Here is a 21,936-nt window from a genome sequence, read left to right on the forward strand (position 1 = left end):
GAGAATGTGTTACGAATTCTTGTCGGCTTTTGACGGACATGCCTATGAAAGGCCGCGAACCGCCAGTCCGGACTTTTGCGCTTCAGCCAGATCCAAGCCGGAATTTGGTTGGTGTCACTCCAGTCTGGCTTCGAAAAAACCGCGTGAAATGGGACTTGTCCGAGTAACCCAGCATCAGACCAATCTCTGCGATTGTCTTTTTGTCGTCCTTCAGGTGTTCCTTTGCTACATTGATGCGCAGCCGTTTGATTTCGCGCGGCAGCGTTGTGCTTTGTTGCTGAAGTGCCTTCAGAAACCGATCCGGCTGTATGCCAAGCAACCCGGCCACCACCTCTGGTCCCAAATCCGTTTCATCCAGTTTGTCGCGCAAGACGGATCGCAATGCGGCCACCACGGTCACTTCTTCCTCTTGTCGTGCCGAGATTTTGGGGGCGACATAACCCACTGAAACATGGTGCAAAAACAACCATTCAACAGGGAAACTTAGCTGCATTCCGGGGTCGGCCCCAAGACCAACCTCGATCCCTTTGTAGGCGATCGGCAAGCCATTGATGTATCGGCTTTCCCATCGCACGACAGTTGGATCCCACGAGTTGCCAACAACGGTTTGCAGAAGCCTCACATAGATTGCGGCGCCGAAACCGGTGACTTGGATCGGTGGAACCGCGGGCTCTTGTTGCCGCTCGACCCGATAGGTCGCTTTGTCCGCATCCACGATCAGCCTGTGCCGAACCGAGCTGGATTCCTGCGGCACGAGCCGCACGAAATGGGCGAAAAACTCGAAAAGCGTCTTTGAGGATTGCTGCGCCTGCGCAAAAGGCGGCCAGCCCTGCAGATCGAAGGTTTCGCCGACATGAAGCCCGAGATACCGATCGCCCGCCAATTCCGAAAACGCATTCAGAAGTCCGAAAACCAGCTCGGAATGCACATAGACGGATGGATCGGACAATAATTCGGCCTTGAGGCCCACCTGATCCAGGGCCGGCCGCGGGTCGATCCTGCGGTCGGTGAGGTGCCGTAGAAACGGCGCGGCCAATGCCAGCCGAATAAAGCCCTCGCTATGGTCCCCTGCGGTAGAATTGACTGGCACGATCGTCCCCTTCGGCTCAAGCAGCAAGTTTGGGCGAGTAGCCACTTTTCCTGCCACATTCGAACATCCTACTGAAAAAGTGGCAACCGGTCCAAACCCTTTCGGGCTAGTCTAAAAGGATCTGAATATGACGAGGTTTCTCATGTCCGGCTTACAAAACTTCCTTCTTTCAGCGGCCGTTGTCACGGTAACGTTTTCCTCTTCTCTGGCCGCACAGGCGCAAGACGAAAAAGCGCCCCAGACGCTGTTTACCAATGTCCATGTCTTCGACGGTGTGAATGAGCAGCGCATCGAGAATGCCAGCGTTCTGGTCGAGGGAAACCTCATTAAATCCGTTTCGACCGATGCGATCGAGGCACCGGATGCCACCGTGATCGATGGCGGAGGACGGACACTGACCCCCGGCTTTATCGAGCTGCATGCACATCTCATGCTGATGGGCCCAACGCTTCCGGCGATGGAGGCCAACACGACGTGGGAAGACTTCGCCATTCACGGCGCCCGGATGGCCGAGATGTACCTGATGCAGGGCTTCACCACTGTGAGGGATGCGGGCGGGGCCAATGGGGGACTTCGCAGGGCAATCGACTCGGGTCAAATCGAGGGCCCCCGTTACTATCCGTCCGGTGCGTTCATCGGAACCCGGGGTGGCCACGCCGACTTTGCCAATTTCACCGCGCCGCCGGGTTCGGAAACCAACATGAGCCGCCTGAACCTGGCGCAGGAGGTCAGCGGCGTTGACGATGTCTACAAATTCGCGCGCAACAATTTTCGCATGGGTGCGACGCAACTGAAATTCATGCAGTCCGGTGGTGTGGTTTCGGCATTCGACCCCTGGCAATTGCTGGCGGGGTCCCCTGAAGAGATCAAAGCCGCAGTGCAGGTGGCAAATGAGTACGGCAGCTACGTCATGGCGCATTCCTATCGTAAGGAAGCGATCCTGGGTGCGCTCGACGCAGGTGTGATGTCTATAGAACATGGCTTCTCGTTTGACTGCGAAATTGCCCAGGTCATGAACGAGAAAGGGGCCTACATCACCACGAACCTGACAGCCTTCGACCCCGGCCTGCTGGATATTCCGGCGGTTGCCAATGTGCCCTCCAGCCTCGCCAAGGCGAAATCGGCCTCGGCCACTTTCGCTGGCTACATCGACAACATGAAAGAATGCCCGGTCAAGCGCGGGTTCCAGACAGATTGTGTCGGCTCGGTCGAAGCGTGCAACATCCAGATCGCCTACGAGAAGCACCTCAATAACGAATTCTTCGGTCCCTACACGTCATTGGTGACGCTGACCTCGACCGGTGGCGAGGTTGTGGCGCTGTCGGGCGATTTCATGAACCCGTATACCGCCGGCAAGCTGGGTGTGATCGAAGAAGGCGCCTATGCCGACATTCTGCTGATCGATGGCAACCCGCTCGAGGATTTCTCGGTGGTTGGTACCGGGGATCAATGGTTCGGTGCTGATCCCAGACCCGATAGCCCGGAAACCATTCGCGTGATCATGAAAGACGGTGTAATTTACAAAAACACGCTGGATTGACCGCAGAAATCACCCGGAGGTTCTTAATGCGTCACTGGTTTTTCCTCGCTGTCGTCGCAGCCATGTCCTGGTGTGCTCAATCTGCGGTGGCGATGTCAGGCACAGCGCTGGACTGGGCTGATTTGCCCGACCCGTCCGTGCAGGAATTCGAGGACCCGTACCGGGACCTCAGCCCCGAACAATTCGACGACGTTCTGTTTGTTGTGCGGTTGCGCGGCAGGCTGCAGCAGGACAAAGGCAGCGCCGAAGAACGGCAGAACTGGCAAGAGCTTCTGACCGAGACCGAGGATGCCTTGCTGGCCGGTGGTGTGGATGTCGACTGGCTGCTGGATCAGCGGGAAATCGTGACTGAACGCCGAAGAAAGGCGGGGACTGCCGGTAACCCGCAATTCGACGGTCAGACAATTACGCTGGCGGGTTTTGCTATTCCCGCACCCAGCGACCCGGACGGCCAGCCCGTGGCCTATTTGGTGCCGGAACGCGGGATGTGCAGCCACATGCCCCCACCTGTGCCCAACCAGATGATCCGGGTGCGGCTGAACGGCGATTGGACGCCCAGCTATGTTCATGAACCTGTGCGACTGACTGGAAAGCTGACAATTGACCCTTCGGATCAGGAACTGATGGTTGTCGATGGACTTGTGCCCATGCGCGCAACTTTCCAGTTGGAGACGGACAGCGTTGAAACTTTGGAAACAGAGGCAGACAGGCTGGAGTGGAAAAAGCAGGCAGCAGATCGTCTCCGCGCGGCGGGTGACCGCAAGACCGGTGGGGCAAGGATTTCCGAATGATAAGGCACCTGATTGCCGCCGTTTTTGTCATCGCGACCGTTGCTGCAGCCAATGCGCAGGGGCTGTCAGGACCTTCATCCGTTGAGGCCGATCTTGAACCCGGGGACGGGCTGACCGACCCGCAATACCGTTCGGATTTTCCGCGCAACATCGCGCCGGGTTGGTTCAATTGGAAAGATCGGCTGGCCGAAAACGGGGTTCGGTTCAACCTGGATTATCTGGCGTTGGGCCAAACCACGAATGCAGACTGGGGAACCGGAGAAGCAGCCAGCGGCATCGCGCGCTTTTACGGAAACTGGCAAGCGACCGAGCGTGGCTCTCTGACATTCAAGATCGAGCACCGGCACAGCTATACGGATGTTGCGCCGCAGTTTCTTGGACTGGACGGCGGCGCCCTGTCGATCACCGGGACGGCTTTCAACGACACCGGGCTGCTGTTGACCAATCTGTTCTGGACGCAAAGGGCCGACGACGGGGCGTGGACATTACAGTTTGGTCAGATCGATGTGACCGACTTCGTTGATATCTACGGTCTGGTCAGCCCATATAGCGGGTTTCAGAACCTGGCATTCAACACCAATCCAACCATCAATGCCCCAAATCCTGGGCTTGGTATTGCCGGGGGCCTCAAGCTCAACAGCAACCTTTATTTGGTCGCCAGTGTCGCCGATGCCAATGCCGACCCGTCCGACCCGGATTTTGATGTTTTCAGCGATGGCAATCTCTTCAAATCGCTCGAACTTGGTTACACATCCGGCTTCGACCGCATCTATTTTGACAATGTCCATCTTACCCTCTGGCACGCGGATGCCGCCGACGACGGCAGCCGCCCCGAAGACTATGGCGGTGCGTTCTCTGCCGCTTGGTTTGTGGACAACAAATGGATGCCGTTCCTGCGTGCCGGGGCCGCGAAAGGGACGGCCGCGCTGTACAAGCGGTCAGTCTCGGCCGGCATGGGATATTACGGCCGAAACACCGATCTGGCCGGGTTGGGCCTGAACTGGGCCGAAGCCCGCGGCATCGACGGAGACCAATTCACAGTCGAGGCCTTCTATCGCTTTTCGATTTCGCCCGGCCTGCAGATCACGCCATCGGTGCAGTTCATTTCCAATCCGCTGCTGAACCCAAATCAGGATAATATCACGCTGTTCAGTCTGCGAACCCGGATCGTTTTCTGAGGCTCGCCCGACGTCCTGAACAACAAATAACAAGGGAGATTCCGTAATGAAGACCCTGTTGGCCGCAAGCGCCCTGGTAATAATCTTTGGTGGCGCGTTGCTTGCCAGTGAAGAAAGCAAGACATGGGACGCGTCAGATGAAGCCAGGCAGTTCGTGAAGGACACAATCGTTCTGGGCATGCTGGCCAGCCCCTATGGCACCGGCTGGACCGAGTACGAACAGCTGCACACCTACTTTGAACGTGCTCGGGACAATGGCATCACGGGGCATGAGATGACGCTGGCAGCCTGAAAACTACCTGATCGTGAACGAGACACGCGACATCGAGGCCGCCCATATCCAAGGCAAGACGGCGGTCATCTGGAATAGCCAAACGGCAACGATCCTGGATGGCGATCTCAGGAAGATGGCGTTGCTGAAGGATATGGGGGTCAAGAGCATGATCCTGGCCTACAACGATATTTTCCGAACGGGTTCGGGACAATTAGCAGCCTACAACGGACGTGACATCGGCCTTACGCCCTGGGGCAAATCCGTCATCGATGAAATGGTGCGGTTCGGCATCCTGCTGGACCTCAGCCATACTGGTTCCAAGACCGCCAACGACGCCATGGACTATATGGACGAGAATTACCCCGGCGTGCCTTATGTCTACACGCATTCTGTGCCTGCCGGACTTTACGCAAACGAACCCAATGCCACGGCACGCGGGTGTTATAGGGCCATTCCCGACGACGAGGCGCTGCGCGCGGCCAAGTCGGGCGGATACGTATCGCCGACGTTCACCGAATGGATGATGGACGGCGTCTGGCCCGAGGATATCTCGCCCAAACAGGCCGCAGATATGATCGATTATTACGTCCAGCTTGTGGGTGTCGACCATGTCGGGATCGCAACGGATGACATGTTCTCGACCGAACTTGTCGTGCAGTTCGCAACTGCAAATGCAAGCATGTACGATGATGGCGGATACATGATCGACGCCTTCAACAAAGGAGCCACCGGCAACGGTGAACTCGCCAAGATCCTGGCGGCCATCACGGATGATCTTTGGGCGCGCGGCTATTCCAACGAGGATCTCGAAAAGATCTATGGCGGCAACAAGATGAGGGTCTACGCGCAGGTCTGGGAAGGCAAGCCGCCCGAACAGTTTCTGAAAGAATACCCCGAGCGTCTGCGTTTGCGACAAGAGCTTCGTGACGAGTTCTATTCACGTTAGACCAACAACAAACACCCGCGATGAACGCAAAGTGGCGTTGTCGCGTCTTTATTTGAAAAGACGCCAGAACATCAGGGCTGAAGTATGGTGGGTGATGAGAGACTCGAACTCCCGACATCTTCGGTGTAAACGAAGCGCTCTACCAACTGAGCTAATCACCCGTGACGGTGCATGTAGCCAAGCCTGCGCGCGGGCGCAAGAGGGTCCGGAACAAATTCTTGCGCCAAAGGACAGGAACGGACCGGATCAGATCAGCGATTTCGTCAGACCACTGGCCCACAAATTCCTTCGCCGCAGGGAAAGGCGCTTGCGTGTTCCCTGCTGCCTCCGATATTCCCGAAAGGACTGAAACCACAGGAATGCGCATGATCCTGACCCGCGCCTGCCGTTTTCTCATTGCGGCCCTGGTCCTTGGCACCCTGACGCTGGCTCCGGTGCGGGCCACGGCCGAGGGTGTTCTCGTCTTTGCGGCGGCCAGCCTCAAGACGGCGCTGGATGAAATCGTCCCTGCTTTCGAAGACCGGACCGGGCATCAGGTGACGGTGTCTTATGCCGCATCCTCAGTTCTGGCGCGGCAAATTCAGCAGGGCGCACCGGCGGATCTTTTCATCTCGGCCAATCAGGACTGGATGGATCAGTTGCAGGACATGGGGCTGATTGCGCCCGATTCCCGTATCGATCTTCTGGGCAACGGTCTTGTGCTGATAGGCCCTTCCCGTAAGGCACCCGCGCAAGACCTGTCCGCTGATTTCGATCTGATGACCGCGCTGGACGGCGGGTATCTGGCCACGGCGCTGGTCGATGCCGTCCCTGCGGGTGTCTATGCCAAGGCCGCGTTGCAAAGCCTCGGCCTGTGGGACGATGTGCAGGAACAGGTTGCACAGACCGACAACGTGCGCGCCGCACTTGCGCTGGTCGCAAGCGGCGCAGCCCCGCTGGGGATCGTCTATCGATCCGATGCGCAGGCCGAAACCCGGGTCAGCGTCGTCGCCGCGATACCGGGTGACCTGCACCCCCCAATCGTTTATCCCGCCGCCCTGACCGCAACCGCCAATCCGGCAGGTCGGGCCTTTCTCGAACACTTGCAATCTACGCCATCTCAGGGCGTTTTTGCCGCGCAGGGTTTTTCCCTGCCGAACGGGTAAAGCCGATGGGCTGGTTGGGACCAGAGGAGCTTGAGGCGCTGAAACTGTCCCTGCGGGTGTCGTTCTGGGCCACACTGGCCACGCTGCCGTTTGGCATTTTTGTGGCCTACGCCTTGGCACGCTGGCGCTTTCCGGGGCGGCAGGTGCTGAACGGGCTGGTGCATCTGCCCCTGATCCTGCCACCTGTCGTGACCGGATATCTGTTGTTGCTGACCTTCGGCATTCAGGGACCACTAGGCAGCTTCCTGGCCGAGTTCGGCATCGTGTTTGCCTTTCGCTGGACCGGCGCGGCGCTGGCCGCCGGCATCATGGCCTTTCCCTTAATGGTTCGCGCCATCCGATTGTCGATTGAGGCGGTGGACCCCAAACTGGAACAGGCTGGTGCGACCTTGGGGGCCTCACGGCCCATGGTGTTTGCCACCGTGACCCTGCCGATGATCCTTCCGGGCGTCATCGCCGGGGCAATTCTGGCCTTTGCCAAGGCAATGGGTGAGTTTGGGGCCACCATAACATTCGTGTCCAACATCCCCGGTCAGACACAGACGCTGCCATCCGCAGTCTATGCCTTTCTGCAGGTTCCCGGCGGTGAGGCCGCCGCAACCCGGCTGGTCATCGTGTCCATCATCATTGCCATGGGCGCGCTGCTCCTGTCCGAATATGTCGGCCGCCGCGCGGCGGAACGGGTGGCCGGGTCATGAGCCTTTCTGTCCGCTTGCAACAGGAACTGCCGGGGATCGATCTGGACCTCAGCTTTGACGCACCGCCCGGTGTGACCGTCCTGTTCGGGCGATCGGGTTCCGGCAAGACCACCGTTGTGAATGCGGTGGCCGGTCTGCTGCGTCCCCGGGCGGGGCGGGTGGCCGTGGATGACTGGGTTCTGTTCGACACGGATCAGGGCCTGTGGCTGCCACCCCACCGGCGGCGTCTTGGCTATATCTTTCAGGAAGGCCGTCTGTTTCCGCATCTGACCGTCCGCCAGAACCTTGCTTACGGCCGCTGGTTTGCGCCCCGCAGGGCGCACCGTGAAGATCCCGGCAAAGTAATCGAAATGCTGGGCGTCGGCCATCTACTGGATCGCCGCCCCTCGGGCCTGTCGGGTGGCGAAAAGCAGCGTGTTGCCATCGGCAGGGCGCTATTGGCCAGCCCCCGCCTGATACTGGCCGACGAACCGCTCGCCGCGCTGGATGACGCCCGTAAGGCGGAAATCCTGCCCTACTTCGAGCGGCTGCGGGACGAAGTATCGGTGCCTATCCTCTATGTCACGCATTCCGCCGCCGAGGTGGCCCGGTTGGCGACCTCGGTTGTGGCCTTGCAGGACGGCAAGGTCGTGCGGCACGGTCCCGCCTCGGACGTGCTGGCAGACCCTTCTGTTGCACCTGCCGGTGTGCGCGCGGTCGGCGCGGTGCTGCGGGTACGTGTACACGATCACCACGCCGACGGGCTGAGCGAGCTGGACGCGGGCGGTGCACGCCTGTTCCTGCCGCGCATCCCGCACCGGGTCGGAGAAAACCTGCGCATTCGCATCCCGGCGCAGGAAGTCATCCTGTCAGACCGAAAACCCGAAGGTCTGTCGGCCCTGAACGTCCTGGAAGGCACGGTCGATACGATCCGCGCCGGTGACGGTCCGGGGGCAATCGTATCGGTGCAAACCCCCGCGGGCCCGGTTCTGGCCCGCGTCACTCGCCGGTCGGTGTCGGCCCTGGGCCTGGCCCCGGGACGCACCTGTTACGCCGTAATCAAAACCGTGGCTCTGGCACCTCAGGATGTCGGCGGCCGGGTGAACACAAGCTGATCCGTCCGGAGCGGCATTCCGGATACAAACCGCGGGCATTCCCCGACCAAGTCACAGAAAACAAGGTGTTGAACCTGCCTGCGCGCCCTCCTATCGTGCCCACTCAGAAAAACCAGTCAGGAACAGGCCATGACCGACCAAATTGCACATCCCATGTCCCCGCAGGATTGCCTCGTGGCGATCATGGTTGCGGTCTCGGCCTCGGACGAAAACATTCGCACTGCCGAATTGGTCAAGATAGAAACCGCCGTCAACATGCTGCCGGTCTTTGCCGATTACGACATCGACCGTACCCGCCGGGTGTCACAGATCGTGTTTGACCTGTTCGAACAGGAAGACGGCCTGGACGCCCTGTTTGGCCTGATCCGGGAAAACCTGCCCGAGCGGCTGAACGAAACCGCCTACGCGCTGGCCTGCGACGTTGCAGCCGCCGATGGCACCCTTGCGGAAACCGAACTGCGCCTGCTCGAGGAAATCCGGTACGAACTGGACGTTGACCGTCTGCACGCCGCCGCAATCGAGCGGGGGGCCCGCGCCCGCCACACCGTCTGAGTTCAACTGCCGTAAAGTGACCCCCAGCGCTCGATCAGCGTGCGCTGCAGCTTGCGCGAGCGCCTGTTCCAGTTGCGCGCACCCTCGGGGCGTTCGCGCAGCGCACGTGGAATTGTGGCGCGCCGGTCCACGTCGGCGGTAAAGATGGCAAAGGCCAGATCGGTTCCGTCAACCGTGGTCAAAAACCCGCCCAGGCCGGAAACGAAATTCAGCGTACCGGTTTTGGCGGCTACCTTGACGGGGTGATCCCGCACGGCGCGTCCTTTGCTGTCGGTCAGGGTGAAGGGCTTCAACAACGGGCGCAGCACATTTGTCTTGCGCGCCGCCACCAGCGCCTTGACCAGATCGCCGGGCGCCATGCGCGAGGCATCGCCCAGACCCGAATGATCCACCATGGCGATCCGGTCGACACCATAGGTTTCAGCCGCCCATCGGTTCATCTCGGACGCGGATTCGGCAAGGGTCTGCGGCCGCGCGCCCCGCGCCCGTGAGGCTGCCAACCCGACCATCTCGGCCGTCAGGTTGGTCGAGTATTTCAGCATTCCCCGCAGGATGCTCTCCAGCGGGTCACTCTGGTGCACCACCAGAATCGTGCCCTCGGGCGCCTGCCGTGTGACCTGAACTCGGCCCAGAACGATGCCGTTGACCCGCGCCAGCGTACGGAACACATCGCCCGCATATAGCGCCGGCTTTCGAACGGGCAGCCACCGCGCGCCGCCATTGCCCAACGCCGCCTTGGCAACAGTCCACCGGTCCTGCCGCGCACTGGGCTGGTAGGTGTAAATCGGCAAACTGCGGGCTTCGACCTGCATCGTCGCCATGTCGACGGCCGGGTTATACCGTGCACTGCGCGCATCCATGGCCACATCATAGCCCTTGCCGTCGCGCTTCCATTCGAAATGAACCCGGTTGAAATTCAGCGATATGCCACTGATCGCCGGGCTGTAGCCCAGATGATCCGGCTGGCCTGGGTCGATGCTGTTCACGTAGGGCAGCGCGCCATCATACACTTTGAACGCGCCGCGCACCTCGGTGATCCCGGCCTCGCGCAGATTGGCCGCCATACTGGCCAGCGCATCCGTATCCAGCAGCGGATCGCCGCCGCCCACAAGGATCAGGTCGCCCTTCAGAATACCGTTCTCGACCGGTCCGTCTGCCATCAATCTGGTTTCAAGCCGATGCTCTGGCCCCAGTACATCCAGCGCATACATTGCCGTCAGCGCCTTGGCCACGCTGGCTGGCGGCAATCCGTCCTGCGCGCCATATCCTTCCAGCTGCGCCCCGGTTTCCGCATCGGCGACAGCAAAGACGACCTCACCCTGCAGTCCGGCTGCGCGGACAATCCGCTCGACACCGTTCAGCTCCGGCCCGCGCATCTGCGGGCGCAGTGACACCAGCGGCGCCCCAGCCAGTCCGGTAGCGGGGATCAGCGCGGCCCCAAGCCCGCCAAGAATGAATCGACGCGAATAACGATCAACCATAGGTCAATTAAAATCCCAGAGTTTTCGCCCAAACAACCGCCTGCACAGGATTATGTGGCCATGGGGGCTATTCCGGCAACACCTGATTTGCCCATTCACCGCGCCCGCGTATTTCGGTCGAGCTGACATCGACCATCGGCACATTCACGAAACACCAAGCGGGGGCGCTGGCCCGCCCCAGCAAATGCCGCGCCTGCCCGTCAATCCGGTGGCTTGCGTAAGCCCGTGCCGCCGGAGACATCCGCGCCGATATCCGGTCGCCGGGCCGCGCGACCACACCCACAGGTACACTGTCCATTATCTTCCGCCAGTCTTTCCAGCGGTGAAACTGCGCCAGATTATCCGCACCCATCAGCCAGACAAACCTGACCTGCGGATAGAGCCTCTGCAACGCCGCCAGAGTATCCGCCGTCGCCCGCGTTCCCGTCTGTGCCTCGATATCCGTGACTTCGACCCTTGGGTGCCGCATGACTGCCCTTGCCGCCCGAACCCGCCGTTCCAGCGGCGCGGGGCCGCGCTCTTTCAGCGGATTGCCCGGCGAAACCAGCCACCACACACGATCCAACCCGAACGCCTTCATCGCCTCAAGCGTCACATGCACATGACCGCGATGCGGCGGATCAAAGGATCCACCGAACAGCCCCACGACCTGCCCGGGCCGCGCAAAAGGGATCGAATACCGCTTCATCCTTTGCTGATGTTCAAATTCGGTCGGGCTTGTCAATCAACTGGTTGCACCGCGTCGCCCAGGCGGACCTGCCCGGATCGCACCACTTCGGCACACCAGCCGCCATGTCCGCGCACGGCTGAGTAGCCACCTTTGCCCAGCGCCTCCTCCATTCGGCTGCAGGGCGCACAAATCACGGTGAACCGCAAAATGGCCTCACCCACCTGCACCTCGCGCCCCTTGAGGGCCGCCAGATTGATCCCCGACACCACCAGGTTGCGTCGGAGGGTTTCTGGCAAAACAGGTCCCTGCCCCAGATACGCGCCAATCGCCGCCAGATGCTCCTGCTGGATCAGCGTCACTGCGCGTTTACCTGCACGGCCCCGATCGCCCTCGGGTCCGGCCTCGGATACCAGAACCTGTTTCACAGGGATCATCGCGGCCCGCCGGTCAGGGCGCAAGCCGATCCAATCAACATGCCCGGGCTGCGCCCATCCAGCTATCAAACCTGCCAGTTCCGACAAAACACTCTCCCCTTCAACCATGGCCACAATACCCGTCGCGATCCGTGAACGAAATTCACGAAACCACCAGCTTGCCCCGCCCGTCCCGCTTGGATATCTAGCGTTCCAACCCAATTTCCCGACCCAGAGGACGCGACATGGCCGCCTATCAATATGTCTACCACATGCAGGGTGTCTCCAAGACCTATCCCGGTGGCAAGAAGTGCTTTGAAAACATCCACCTGAGTTTTCTGCCCGGCGTGAAAATCGGTGTCGTCGGCGTCAACGGCGCAGGTAAATCGACGCTGATGAAGATCATGGCCGGTCTCGACACCGACTTCACCGGTGAGGCCTGGGCCGCCGAAGGTGCCAAGGTCGGCTATCTGCCGCAGGAACCGCAGCTGGATGAATCGCTGACGGTCCGCGAAAACGTCATGCTGGGCGTGGCCGCGAAAAAGGCCAAGGTCGACCGGTTCAACGAAATCGCCATGGAGATCGCCGAGAACTACTCGGACGAGCTGATGGAGGAAATGACCACCCTGCAGGACGCCATAGACGCGGAAAACCTGTGGGACCTCGACAGCCAGATCGACGTCTCGATGGAGGCGCTGCGCTGCCCGCCGGACGATGCCAACATCGCAAACCTCTCGGGTGGTGAGAAACGCCGTGTGGCGCTGTGCAAGCTGCTGCTGGAAGCGCCCGACATGCTGCTGCTCGACGAACCGACCAACCACCTGGACGCCGAGACCATCGCCTGGCTGCAACAGCACCTGATCGACTACAAAGGCACCATCCTGATCGTCACCCACGACCGGTATTTCCTGGATGACATTACTGGCTGGATTCTGGAACTCGACCGCGGCCGCGGCATTCCTTACGAGGGCAACTACTCCGCGTGGCTGGAACAAAAGGCCAAACGGCTCGAGCAGGAAGCCCGCGAGGACAAGTCTAAGCAAAAGACCCTGCAGCGTGAACTGGAGTGGATGCGTCAGGGTCAGAAGGCCCGTCAGGCCAAATCCAAGGCCCGGATCAATGCCTATAACGAGCTGGCCGAACAGTCCGAACGCGAAAAGCTGACGCGCGCCCAGATCGTCATCCCCAACGGCCTGCGCCTTGGCGGCAAGGTGATCGAGGTCGAGAGCCTGTCCAAACACATGGGCGACAAGCAACTGATCGAAGGGCTGGACTTTGCCCTGCCACCCGGCGGCATTGTCGGCGTCATCGGCCCCAACGGTGCCGGTAAATCGACCCTGTTCAAGATGCTCACCGGTCAGGAGCAGCCTGACAGTGGTACCATCACGCTGGGTGACACGGTCGAGCTGTCTTATGTCGACCAGTCCCGCGATGACCTGAAAGATAACGACACTGTATGGGAAGCAATCACCGGCGGTGCCGAGATCATTCAGTTGGGCGACGCGCAGGTCAATTCCCGCGCCTATTGCTCGTCCTTCAACTTCAAGGGCGGCGACCAGCAGAAGAAGGTCTCTCTGCTGTCAGGGGGTGAGCGCAACCGCGTCCACATGGCGCGCCTACTGAAAGAGGGCGGCAACGTCCTGCTGCTCGACGAACCCACCAACGACCTTGACGTCGAAACCCTGCGCGCACTGGAAGACGCGTTGGTCGATTTCGCCGGCTGCGCCGTTGTCATCTCACACGACCGCTTCTTCCTCGACCGGATTTGCACGCATATTCTGGCCTTCGAGGGTGACGCTCATGTGGAGTGGTTCGAGGGCAACTTCGAGGACTACGAAGAGGACAAAAAGCGCCGTCTGGGACCGGACGCGCTGGAGCCCAAGCGGTTGAAACATAAGAAGTTTGCGCGGTGAACGCTAAACGTGGCGCGCCATTAATAAATTGGCGCGCCACGTTTGCTTCGCCATTCTTTCAACCGCCTTTACTGCTCGGTCCGACGCAAGTATCACCGCCGGGGTCATGTTTCATCAAGCTTGAGGCTTAAGAAGCTGTTAGTAAAAGACAAAATAGCAACCCGATTTTTTATTGCAGCCCGCGAGCATATTAAGTGCGGTCTGTTTCTTGCAACACTCATTTTAAGTATCTTGGGCAGACCACTTTTGGCTGACACCGAAACGCCGCTTAAGGTTAGTGGGCATTCCGCACCGCCCAGCTTTTTTCGCTACTTGTTTCTGCATGATGGCGGCAATCAAAAATTTGACCAGAGCGGGACATGGGTGCCACCCGAGAATGCTGACATAATGGTCGTTTTCATCCAGAACAGTCAAAACATGGGTTTCGTCCCAGCTAAACTTTATAGTTCGCTCCAAACCGTTCTCGCCATTGTCAACACTCATTTCTATGAGATCCCCAGTGATGCGTTTGGCGATACATTGGACTCGGATGTTTATTTGATCTCCTTTGATCGATTGTTGAGCAAGCTAGAAGAAATCAAAACTAGCTTCCCAACTGATCCGTCGGAAAGAAGTGAGTTCGCTACTTGTGTTTCCGCAGGCCTAATAAATTCATTTTACGAACGTGGAGACTTGAATGCGGATTACAACAAAATCGGGAAAGCTTGTTTGGCTTGGGCAAGTTAAGGCCCCAGACCAAACAATGTGAGTGAAAACACCAAGTGTAGGATGGGTGCTCGCACCCACTCCTCCATCTTGTAGGCCGGGCTTCAGCCCGGCAAAGCGCGCAACACTCGTGACTTCCTCAACATTGGCCCATGAATTGCATCAAATCCCTTAAATCAACCCGAGGTTATGGTGAATGCCGGGCTGAAGCCCGGCCTACAATATTCGGATATCTATTCTACGGCTCCCCGAACGCGCCCTCTGTCTCACCACCACTCCATTCCGGATCGACCCGACCTGCGCGAATATCGCGGTGTATCGACGAATACGGCCAATCGGCCGGCTGCTCCACCAACCCATGTTTGACCGGATTGCCCCAACAATACGCCATATGATTGCGGTAATCCCGTTCGTCCCGGATGCAATGTTCCCAAAACCGGCGTTGCCATACAGGCGCTTCGCGTTTATCGGCCCGTAGGCCGGGCTTCAGCCCGGCATACCTGCCGGATGTCACAACGGGTAATTCCCTGGGCACGGGTGCCGGGCTGAAGCTTGCCTTATTCACACGCATGGTAAACCGTGCCTTGATCGCGCCCCACCGCGTCGAATAATCCGCATCCCCAGGCGGCAGGGTCCATACTGCATGCAAATGATCGGGCAACACGACAAACGCATCGCACCGGAATGGCCGCTCCCTCTGCGTCATCGCAAAGGCCGCCCTCAGATGCGCCGGTTCGCGCGTCAACAGGTCCGACGAACGATCGGCCAAAGAAACGGTGAAGAAATAACTGGCGCAGGGAATGCGGACACGCCGAAAGTTAGACATGCATCCGGTTTACGGCAGCTATAACTACCAACTCGTAAAGGGGTGGACTGAAACGGTAAGGGACCGGAAGGACGGGCGGTTCTATCCATCCAGCGACTGGTTGCATACGCGACCTCGCGAAGCCAAAGCACCGCGCCATCGGATTACATAATTCAATTTCGAAATACCAAGGGGTCGTTCGTTGCCGAACCTAACCGGACCGGCTGCCACCCATCCGTCTGAACCCGAACAGTCCCGCCAAAGCAGCGATCAGCAACAACCCAGTGGCCGGAATTGGGACGGCAGAGACATTCACTTCTGTCACGGTACCTTCCGACCCGGGCTCTTCGCACCACAATTCACAGAAATCGGGCTCTGTAACTTCCGTCAATTCCTCACCCTGTTCGATGGGATCCTGTTCGATTGGGTCCTGCTCCTGCTCCAACTCCAGCTCTTCAAGATGCCGAATTTCTTCGAGGTGGCGATCAGAGGTTGATGCCGACTGGATGATTCGGAACATGTCCCATTCCATATCCTCACGGGATTTTTCGCTCGAATACGTGGACAACCGGTTGGTTTCCCGTTCGATACCATCAGGCAACGGGCTTTCCCAATCAACTGTAACAGTCAATGCATCGGTAGAACCAGCCCAGCAAAGGACCGCAAATGTACAAACAAGTCTCATATCCGCCCCCACGGTTATGTACGATACTATAGCACCAAAAGTCTGCTTTTCAAAACATCGTAATATCTGAATAAAATCTAAGGGTTGTAGGCGACCTTGCTTCTCTACCCTATAGTTTTTCGGGTGCTCTGCGACTCGGGACTCAACTGACGATTGCCCGGGCACGGTCCATGGTGGTAGGCGCTTCTGTCAATTCTGCTCAGGTTGTTGAAATCGCGGTCCCCGTATCAGGTTCGACATGCGCGGGATTCGGGCCGAACCCTTCGGCGGGAAACCGTTCAAAACGCGCTGCAGGCCCTTAAACCGTTGTACAAAGCACACAAACTCCCTTGTCACACGCCCTGCGCGGTGCCATATCCCGGTTGCTTACGTTTTTCTATTTCGACCTACTGTCTCCGTTTCCGGCGCTCAGTCTATCGATCCAGACCGACGACGCCAGGCTGCCGCAACCCCGTGGGCAGCATCAAAACAGGAGACAACGGACATGCCAGCAGGCACCGTAAAATGGTTCAACACCACCAAAGGCTACGGCTTTATCGCACCCGAAGATGGCGGCAAAGACATCTTCGTACACATCTCGGCCGTGGAACGTTCCGGCCTGACTGGTCTGGCCGACAACCAGAAAGTCACGTACGAGCTGCGCTCGGGTCGTGACGGCCGCGAAAGCGCGGACAATATCGAACTGGCCTGACCAGTTAAAAAGGGCGGAGAATCTCTCCGCCCTTTTTCTTGCCGCGCCCTTGAACTGTGGCGCGCAAAATACATCACAATCCCTTTATCAGTGCGCAGCGATTGACCGGATGGTGTATCCTTCCGAGACTGAATTCATGTTTTTCATGAAGGATAGGTGAGCCCACCATGTTCACGCGCCGTGTATTTCTTGCATCGACAGCAGCAGCCAGCCTCACACCGGGAATGAGCCTGGCCAAGAAGAAAGCCGTCGAATACGACCCCACGCCGCAGGTGGTCCGGATCAAGAAACAGTTTCAGCCTGGTCAGTTGCTGGTCGTGCCACGCTCGTTCTATCTGTATTTCGTGACCGAGCCGCGCAAGGCGATCCGCTATGGCTGCGGGGTCGGCAAAGCCGGATTGGAATTCACCGGCACCGCGACAATCGACGTGAAGAAGGAATGGCCGACGTGGCGGCCAACGGACGAAATGATCGAGCGGGAACCGGTGACTTACGCCAAGTTCAAGGACAACGATTATGTCCAGCCCGGCGGAGGAGACAATCCACTGGGGGCCCGGGCGCTCTATCTGTTCCAAAACGGCGTCGACACCTATTTCCGCATTCACGGTACAACACAGCCGCAGACCATTGGACGGGCGGTGTCAAACGGCTGCATCCGAATGCTGAACGAGCATGTGATCGACCTTTACCAGCGCGTACCATTGGGCACGGTGGTCAGTGTGGTTTAATCCGATCACGGCGCTGACCAATCCACATTATCAGCCCGCTCGATCCTTAACCGCCCTTCTGGCCACGGGCGAGCAAGGCTTTGCGCTTCAGCCTCGGTTCCGGTCAGCCATCCCGGCACATCGGACGGATTCAGCAAAACCCCCATGCGATGATGAATCGGCCGGACATCCGCGTTCGGTTCGCAGGTCACTGCGGCAACCTGATTGACACATAGTCCGCCGGGGGCCTGCCAGGTGTCCGTAATCGCCGCAAATATCAGCGGCGCACCGTCAACCGAGGAAATGCGCCACGCTGTCTTGCGCCGTTTCTCTCCGGTCCATTCGTACCAGCCGTCGACAGCAATCACAGCCCTGCCCACACCCTGAAACGCCGTCTTGTCAAACACCGTTTCGGATCTTGCGTTGATGATCGTCTCCATCACCGGGCGGCCCCGCGCGTTGACCCGCCCCACCGGGATCATGCCCCCGCGCATCGGCGCCAGCCCCGCGCTTGTCAGGGTCATCACCTCCTGCCCCGGCTGAATGTTATGACGCGGCGGCTGAGCGGCCACCTCAGCGGGCACACCCAGAAACCGGGCAATCTCGGAAATGGGCCGCGTCAGAGAAAACCGCCCCGGCATGATGCGCTCCTATCGGTTTGCGTTCCCGACCAGCTTGAGAACATCTGGCCCAAGCGCCTCGACAATCAGGGCCACGCCCTGTGCATTGGGATGAATGCCATCAGCCTGCATGAACCCAAGCGCGGCAGTCGGATCGCCCCCGGCATCAAGACCGGCAAAAAAGCTTTCTGCATAAAGCGTTCCGTGTTTCTGCGCCAATTCGGGATAGATGGCGTCAAAGGCCTGTTTGTAGTCAGGGCCAAAGTTTCCCGGCGCTTCCATCCCGATCAGCAAGACCTCGACATCGGCCGCTTTGGCTGTCTGCAGGATGGTATCGAGGTTCTCACGCGACACCGCAGGATCAACACCGCGCAACAGATCATTGGCCCCGAGGGCAACGATTACGCCATCGACTTCCGGTGTCAGCGTCCATTCGATACGCGCCGCGCCACCGGCTGTTGTGTCCCCCGACACACCTGCGTTGATCAGCGTCACCTCGGCGCCGCGATCTTCAAGCCAGCGGCCGAGCTGAGGGACAAATCCCTCCTGCTCGGGCAAGCCATAGCCATGCGTCAGCGAATCCCCTACCGCCGCGATGACCACCGGTTCGGCTGTGGCCGCAAAGCCGCAAAAGACAAACAGGCCCGACATCAAGGTCTTGCGCAAGGTCCCAACCGCTCCATATCCCAAATGACCGCTCCTTTTCGGAAAGACTGATGACGTCACCAGTTCTCACGCTCCAAGATGCCTCATTGTCGCTGGATGGCAATGCCGGTCAGGTGAATATCCTGCATGGCATCGACCTGACTGTGCGGCAGGGTGAAACGATAGGCCTGGTCGGACCCTCCGGGTCAGGCAAATCCTCACTCCTGATGCTGATGGGGGGGCTTGAACAGGCGACCCGTGGGACCGTCTCGGCGCTTGGGCGCGATCTGACGGGGCTGGACGAAGACACTTTGGCGCGTTTCAGGCGCGACTACATGGGTGTTGTGTTTCAGAACTTTCACCTGATCCCGACAATGACCGCGCTTGAAAACGTCGCCACGCCACTGGAACTGGCCGGTCACAAGGATGCGTTCACCCGCGCCGAGGCCGAGCTTGAAGCCGTTGGACTGTCGCACCGGCGCAATCACTACCCGGCGCAGTTGTCGGGTGGGGAACAGCAGCGCGTTGCCCTTGCCCGCGCATCGGCCCCCCGGCCTCAGATCCTGCTGGCGGATGAACCGACCGGCAATCTGGACGAAAGCAATGGCGCCGCCATTGTCGAGCTGTTGTTTGGGTTGCGGGACAAACACGGTGCCACCCTTGTTCTGGTAACGCACAGCCACGCACTGGCCCGGAAATGCGACCGAGTCGTGCGCTTGCGGGATGGGCGCATTGCCGGGGATGCCCAACAGGAGGCCGCTGAATGAGCCTGCGGCTGGCCGGACGGTTGGCGCGCCGTGAACTGCGCGGCGGATTGCAAGGATTTCGCGTGTTTCTGGCCTGCCTTGCGCTGGGTGTCGCCGCGATCGCTGCGGTGGGTTCAGTCCGGCATGCGATTCAGGCTGGCTTGGCTCAAGAGGGCGCCGCCCTTTTGGGCGGGGACGCGCAGCTGGAATTCACCTACCGCTATGCCAGCGACGAAGAACGCAGTTGGATGAACGCTTCAGCTCGGCAGGTATCCGAAATCGTCGACTTCCGGTCCATGGCTGTCACGCAACACGATGACGGTCCGGATCGCGCATTGACACAGGTGAAGGCGGTCGATGACGCCTACCCATTGCTTGGCTCTGTCACGCTGGAGCCCGCGATGTCCCTGCCAGTTGCTTTGAATGGAACGGACGACCTGCCCGGTGCGGTAATGGACCCGGCCCTGATGGATCGGCTGAACCTGGAGGCAGGGGACACCGTCACGCTCGGGACGCAGGAGTTTGTCGTAATGGCCGCGCTGATGTTCGAGCCGGACGGGGCCGCCGACGGATTCGGGTTGGGGCCGCGTACTTTGGTGCGCACTCAAGACCTGAGCAAATCGGGTTTGCTGGAACCCGGCACGCTGTTCTCCACGAAATACCGGCTGGACCTGCCGCCCGCCACAGATCTTGCCACCCTGTCGACCGAAGCAAAAGAAGCCTTTGACGGCACCGGCATGCGCTGGACAGATGCTCGCAACGGTGCCCCTGGCATCGCTGAGTTCGTTGCAAGGCTCAGCGCCTTTCTGGTGCTTGTAGGTCTGTCGGGTCTGGCCGTAGGCGGCATCGGCATCTCGGCAGCGGTACGGGCGTACCTGTCACAAAAGACGGAAACGGTTGCCACATTGCGCACTCTTGGCGCCGACCGTGCCACGATTTTTCAGACATACATGATCCAGATCGGCATTTTGTCTGTCATCGGCATCGCGTTGGGCCTAGCCCTGGGCGGCGCGGCCCCCCTGATGCTTTCACCGCTGATCGAAAGCCGGTTGCCTGTTCCCGCTGTATTCTCGATCTATCCCCAGCCATTGGCCGAGGCTGCCCTCTACGGCGTTCTGACGGCGTTCCTGTTCACTCTCTGGCCGCTGGCCCGAACCGAAGAGGTCCGCGCCGCAACCTTGTTTCGCGATGCCCTGACATCGGCGCGGTTTTTTCCCCGTCCTGCTTACGTGATCGCCACCGCAGTGGGCCTTGTTCTCCTGATCTCAGCCGCCGCATGGTTCAGCGGCTCCGCCCGCCTGACCCTGTGGACCAGCGGCGGTTTGGCCGGAGCGATGGCTTTGCTGGCCGCAACCGCGTGGATCATTCGACGGGTCGCCCGAGCCGGGGCTTCAGCAACACGCGGGCGGCCCGCCTTGCGCTGGGCCCTGTCGGCCATCTCTGACCCGCGCGAAGGTGCTGGTCCCGTCGTGCTGTCGCTTGGGCTGGGGCTGTCGGTGCTGGCGGCCGTCGGGCAGATTGACGGAACATTGCGCAACGCAATCTCGGGCAATCTGCCGGACGTGGCGCCGTCATACTTCTTTGTCGACATCCAGAAAGACCAGATGCCCGGGTTCATGGAACGGCTGGAAACCGACCCGGCGGTCCGCCGCATCGAAAGTGCGCCAATGCTGCGCGGGATCATAACCGGGATCAACGGACAGCCTGCACGCGAGGTGGCTGGCGATCACTGGGTGCTGGACGGAGACCGGGGGATCACCTATTCCGTACGTCCCCCCAAGAACGCGCGCATCACCAAAGGGGAATGGTGGTCAGATGACTATTCCGGCGCGCCGCAGGTCAGTTTTGCCGCGGAAGAAGCTGCTGAGATGGGTCTCAAGCTGGGCGATGAGTTGACGGTTAACATTCTCGGCCGGGATATCACGGCCCGGCTGACCTCTCTGCGTGAGGTCGATTTCTCAACCGCCGGAATGGGGTTTGTCATGTCCATGAACCCCGGCGCGCTGGCCGGGGCACCGCACAGTTTCATCGCAACGGTCTATGCCAATGAACAGGCCGAGGCCGCCATACTACGCGATCTGGCAGGGCAATTTCCGAACATCACCGCGATCCGTGTGCGGGACGCGATCGACCGGGTTTCCGGCCTGCTTGCCGGGCTGGCATCCGCCACGTCTTACGGGGCCGGGGTGTCACTGCTGACCGGGTTTCTTGTGCTGATCGGCGCAGCCGCCGCCGGAGAGCCCGCGCGCCGCTACGAGGCCGCGATCCTGAAAACGCTCGGGGCTGGCCGCCGCCGCATTCTTCTCAGCTTTGCATTGCGCGCCGTACTTCTTGGCACGGCAGCCGGAGGCGTGGCCCTTCTGGCCGGCATCACCGGCGGTTGGGCCGTGGCAACGTTCATTTTTGACACAGGCTTCACGATCATCTGGCCATCCGCGCTTGCCATCGTTCTGGCCGGAATCGCCGTGACCACAGGAGCCGGCCTGGTCTTTGCCCTGCGTCCTCTGGCTGTCAGGCCGGCGCGCATCCTGCGCGCCGCCGGTTAGG

Annotated in this window: 23 protein-coding genes and 1 tRNA gene; 15 read left to right on the forward strand and 9 right to left on the reverse strand. The window is 59.8% G+C overall.

What is annotated here, in order from left to right:
• Positions 1 to 82 precede the first annotated feature (82 nt).
• Complete coding sequence (locus ACR0FE_RS10220) at positions 83 to 1,090, reverse strand: helix-turn-helix transcriptional regulator (RefSeq protein WP_480912691.1); 1,008 nt, start codon at positions 1,088 to 1,090, stop codon at positions 83 to 85.
• Between the two features lie 142 nt (positions 1,091 to 1,232).
• Here ACR0FE_RS10220 and ACR0FE_RS10225 point away from each other — a divergent pair, with 142 nt between their 5' ends.
• Genes ACR0FE_RS10225 through ACR0FE_RS10245 form a run of 5 tightly spaced genes read left to right on the forward strand, consistent with a single transcriptional unit; the run spans position 1,233 to position 5,819 of the window.
• Positions 1,233 to 2,630: an amidohydrolase family protein gene (locus ACR0FE_RS10225; RefSeq protein WP_170619305.1), complete on the forward strand. Its 1,398-nt coding sequence runs from the start codon at positions 1,233 to 1,235 to the stop codon at positions 2,628 to 2,630.
• A 26-nt stretch (positions 2,631 to 2,656) separates the two neighbouring features.
• Complete coding sequence (locus ACR0FE_RS10230) at positions 2,657 to 3,421, forward strand: DUF3299 domain-containing protein (RefSeq protein WP_480491176.1); 765 nt, start codon at positions 2,657 to 2,659, stop codon at positions 3,419 to 3,421.
• Complete coding sequence (locus tag ACR0FE_RS10235; protein ID WP_480912692.1) at positions 3,418 to 4,599, forward strand: carbohydrate porin; 1,182 nt, start codon at positions 3,418 to 3,420, stop codon at positions 4,597 to 4,599. Before ACR0FE_RS10230 ends, ACR0FE_RS10235 begins: the two co-directional genes overlap by 4 nt.
• Positions 4,600 to 4,645: 46 nt before the next feature.
• Positions 4,646 to 4,891, forward strand: a complete 246-nt coding sequence (locus tag ACR0FE_RS10240) for a hypothetical protein (RefSeq protein ID WP_480912693.1) — start codon at positions 4,646 to 4,648, stop codon at positions 4,889 to 4,891.
• 13 nt (positions 4,892 to 4,904) lie between these two features.
• The gene (locus ACR0FE_RS10245) at positions 4,905 to 5,819 is read left to right on the forward strand and encodes a dipeptidase (RefSeq protein WP_480912694.1); all 915 of its coding nucleotides are present in this window, start codon (positions 4,905 to 4,907) and stop codon (positions 5,817 to 5,819) included.
• An 85-nt stretch (positions 5,820 to 5,904) separates the two neighbouring features.
• Here the strand turns inward: ACR0FE_RS10245 and ACR0FE_RS10250 are convergent.
• A tRNA-Val gene (locus ACR0FE_RS10250) sits at positions 5,905 to 5,980 on the reverse strand.
• Positions 5,981 to 6,184: 204 nt separating this feature from the next.
• Between ACR0FE_RS10250 and modA the strand changes: the two genes are divergently transcribed.
• The 4 genes from modA (at position 6,185) to ACR0FE_RS10270 (ending at position 9,308) form a co-directional block, all read left to right on the forward strand.
• The gene (gene modA / locus ACR0FE_RS10255) at positions 6,185 to 6,964 is read left to right on the forward strand and encodes a molybdate ABC transporter substrate-binding protein (RefSeq protein ID WP_480912695.1); all 780 of its coding nucleotides are present in this window, start codon (positions 6,185 to 6,187) and stop codon (positions 6,962 to 6,964) included.
• A 5-nt stretch (positions 6,965 to 6,969) separates the two neighbouring features.
• The gene (gene modB / locus ACR0FE_RS10260; protein ID WP_170614171.1) at positions 6,970 to 7,662 is read left to right on the forward strand and encodes a molybdate ABC transporter permease subunit; all 693 of its coding nucleotides are present in this window, start codon (positions 6,970 to 6,972) and stop codon (positions 7,660 to 7,662) included.
• On the forward strand, positions 7,659 to 8,756 hold the full coding sequence (gene modC, locus ACR0FE_RS10265) for a molybdenum ABC transporter ATP-binding protein (RefSeq protein WP_170679313.1): 1,098 nt from the start codon (positions 7,659 to 7,661) through the stop codon (positions 8,754 to 8,756). The genes modB and modC overlap by 4 nt, the downstream gene beginning before the upstream one ends.
• Before the next feature lie 129 nt (positions 8,757 to 8,885).
• Positions 8,886 to 9,308 carry a tellurite resistance TerB family protein gene (locus ACR0FE_RS10270; protein WP_170614169.1) on the forward strand — a complete coding sequence of 141 codons (423 nt, stop codon included), beginning with the start codon at positions 8,886 to 8,888 and terminating at the stop codon, positions 9,306 to 9,308.
• Between the two features lie 2 nt (positions 9,309 to 9,310).
• Here the strand turns inward: ACR0FE_RS10270 and dacB are convergent, their stop codons facing one another.
• The 3 genes from dacB to ACR0FE_RS10285 form a co-directional block, all read right to left on the reverse strand.
• Positions 9,311 to 10,789 carry a D-alanyl-D-alanine carboxypeptidase/D-alanyl-D-alanine endopeptidase gene (gene dacB / locus ACR0FE_RS10275; protein WP_480912696.1) on the reverse strand — a complete coding sequence of 493 codons (1,479 nt, stop codon included), beginning with the start codon at positions 10,787 to 10,789 and terminating at the stop codon, positions 9,311 to 9,313.
• Positions 10,790 to 10,856: 67 nt separating this feature from the next.
• Positions 10,857 to 11,477, reverse strand: coding sequence for a nicotinate-nucleotide adenylyltransferase (locus tag ACR0FE_RS10280; RefSeq protein ID WP_480912697.1), 621 nt, complete (start codon positions 11,475 to 11,477; stop codon positions 10,857 to 10,859).
• 32 nt (positions 11,478 to 11,509) lie between these two features.
• A complete protein-coding gene (locus tag ACR0FE_RS10285; protein ID WP_480912698.1) occupies positions 11,510 to 11,980 on the reverse strand; it encodes an MOSC domain-containing protein in 471 nt (156 codons plus the stop codon).
• Positions 11,981 to 12,117: 137 nt separating this feature from the next.
• On the opposite strand from ACR0FE_RS10285, the gene ettA reads away from it, so the two are divergent.
• Positions 12,118 to 13,785 carry an energy-dependent translational throttle protein EttA gene (gene ettA / locus ACR0FE_RS10290; RefSeq protein ID WP_480912699.1) on the forward strand — a complete coding sequence of 556 codons (1,668 nt, stop codon included), beginning with the start codon at positions 12,118 to 12,120 and terminating at the stop codon, positions 13,783 to 13,785.
• Between the two features lie 246 nt (positions 13,786 to 14,031).
• Positions 14,032 to 14,511, forward strand: coding sequence for a hypothetical protein (locus ACR0FE_RS10295; protein WP_480912700.1), 480 nt, complete (start codon positions 14,032 to 14,034; stop codon positions 14,509 to 14,511).
• 217 nt (positions 14,512 to 14,728) lie between these two features.
• Here the strand turns inward: ACR0FE_RS10295 and ACR0FE_RS10300 are convergent, their stop codons facing one another.
• Positions 14,729 to 15,316 (reverse strand): REP-associated tyrosine transposase, encoded by a 588-nt coding sequence (locus tag ACR0FE_RS10300; protein ID WP_480912701.1) that lies wholly within the window; start codon positions 15,314 to 15,316, stop codon positions 14,729 to 14,731.
• A 190-nt stretch (positions 15,317 to 15,506) separates the two neighbouring features.
• Positions 15,507 to 15,926 (reverse strand): hypothetical protein, encoded by a 420-nt coding sequence (locus ACR0FE_RS10305; RefSeq protein ID WP_480912702.1) that lies wholly within the window; start codon positions 15,924 to 15,926, stop codon positions 15,507 to 15,509.
• Positions 15,927 to 16,464: 538 nt separating this feature from the next.
• Between ACR0FE_RS10305 and ACR0FE_RS10310 the strand changes: the two genes are divergently transcribed.
• Together ACR0FE_RS10310 and ACR0FE_RS10315 are read left to right on the forward strand one after the other, a co-directional pair.
• Positions 16,465 to 16,671, forward strand: a complete 207-nt coding sequence (locus ACR0FE_RS10310) for a cold-shock protein (RefSeq protein WP_170378838.1) — start codon at positions 16,465 to 16,467, stop codon at positions 16,669 to 16,671.
• A gap of 167 nt (positions 16,672 to 16,838) precedes the next feature.
• On the forward strand, positions 16,839 to 17,399 hold the full coding sequence (locus tag ACR0FE_RS10315) for a L,D-transpeptidase (RefSeq protein ID WP_170679301.1): 561 nt from the start codon (positions 16,839 to 16,841) through the stop codon (positions 17,397 to 17,399).
• Between the two features lie 5 nt (positions 17,400 to 17,404).
• On the opposite strand, the gene ACR0FE_RS10320 is transcribed toward ACR0FE_RS10315, so the two are convergent.
• Entirely contained in the window at positions 17,405 to 18,019 is a 615-nt protein-coding gene (locus tag ACR0FE_RS10320) for an SOS response-associated peptidase (RefSeq protein WP_480912703.1), read from the reverse strand.
• A 9-nt stretch (positions 18,020 to 18,028) separates the two neighbouring features.
• A complete protein-coding gene (locus tag ACR0FE_RS10325; protein ID WP_170808389.1) occupies positions 18,029 to 18,649 on the reverse strand; it encodes an arylesterase in 621 nt (206 codons plus the stop codon).
• Between the two features lie 65 nt (positions 18,650 to 18,714).
• On the opposite strand from ACR0FE_RS10325, the gene ACR0FE_RS10330 reads away from it, so the two are divergent.
• Together ACR0FE_RS10330 and ACR0FE_RS10335 are read left to right on the forward strand one after the other, a co-directional pair.
• Positions 18,715 to 19,410: an ABC transporter ATP-binding protein gene (locus ACR0FE_RS10330; protein ID WP_480912704.1), complete on the forward strand. Its 696-nt coding sequence runs from the start codon at positions 18,715 to 18,717 to the stop codon at positions 19,408 to 19,410.
• Positions 19,407 to 21,935 carry an ABC transporter permease gene (locus ACR0FE_RS10335; RefSeq protein ID WP_480912705.1) on the forward strand — a complete coding sequence of 843 codons (2,529 nt, stop codon included), beginning with the start codon at positions 19,407 to 19,409 and terminating at the stop codon, positions 21,933 to 21,935. Before ACR0FE_RS10330 ends, ACR0FE_RS10335 begins: the two co-directional genes overlap by 4 nt.
• Position 21,936 lies beyond the last annotated feature (1 nt).

This window comes from Ruegeria sp. K7, assembly GCF_056531785.1.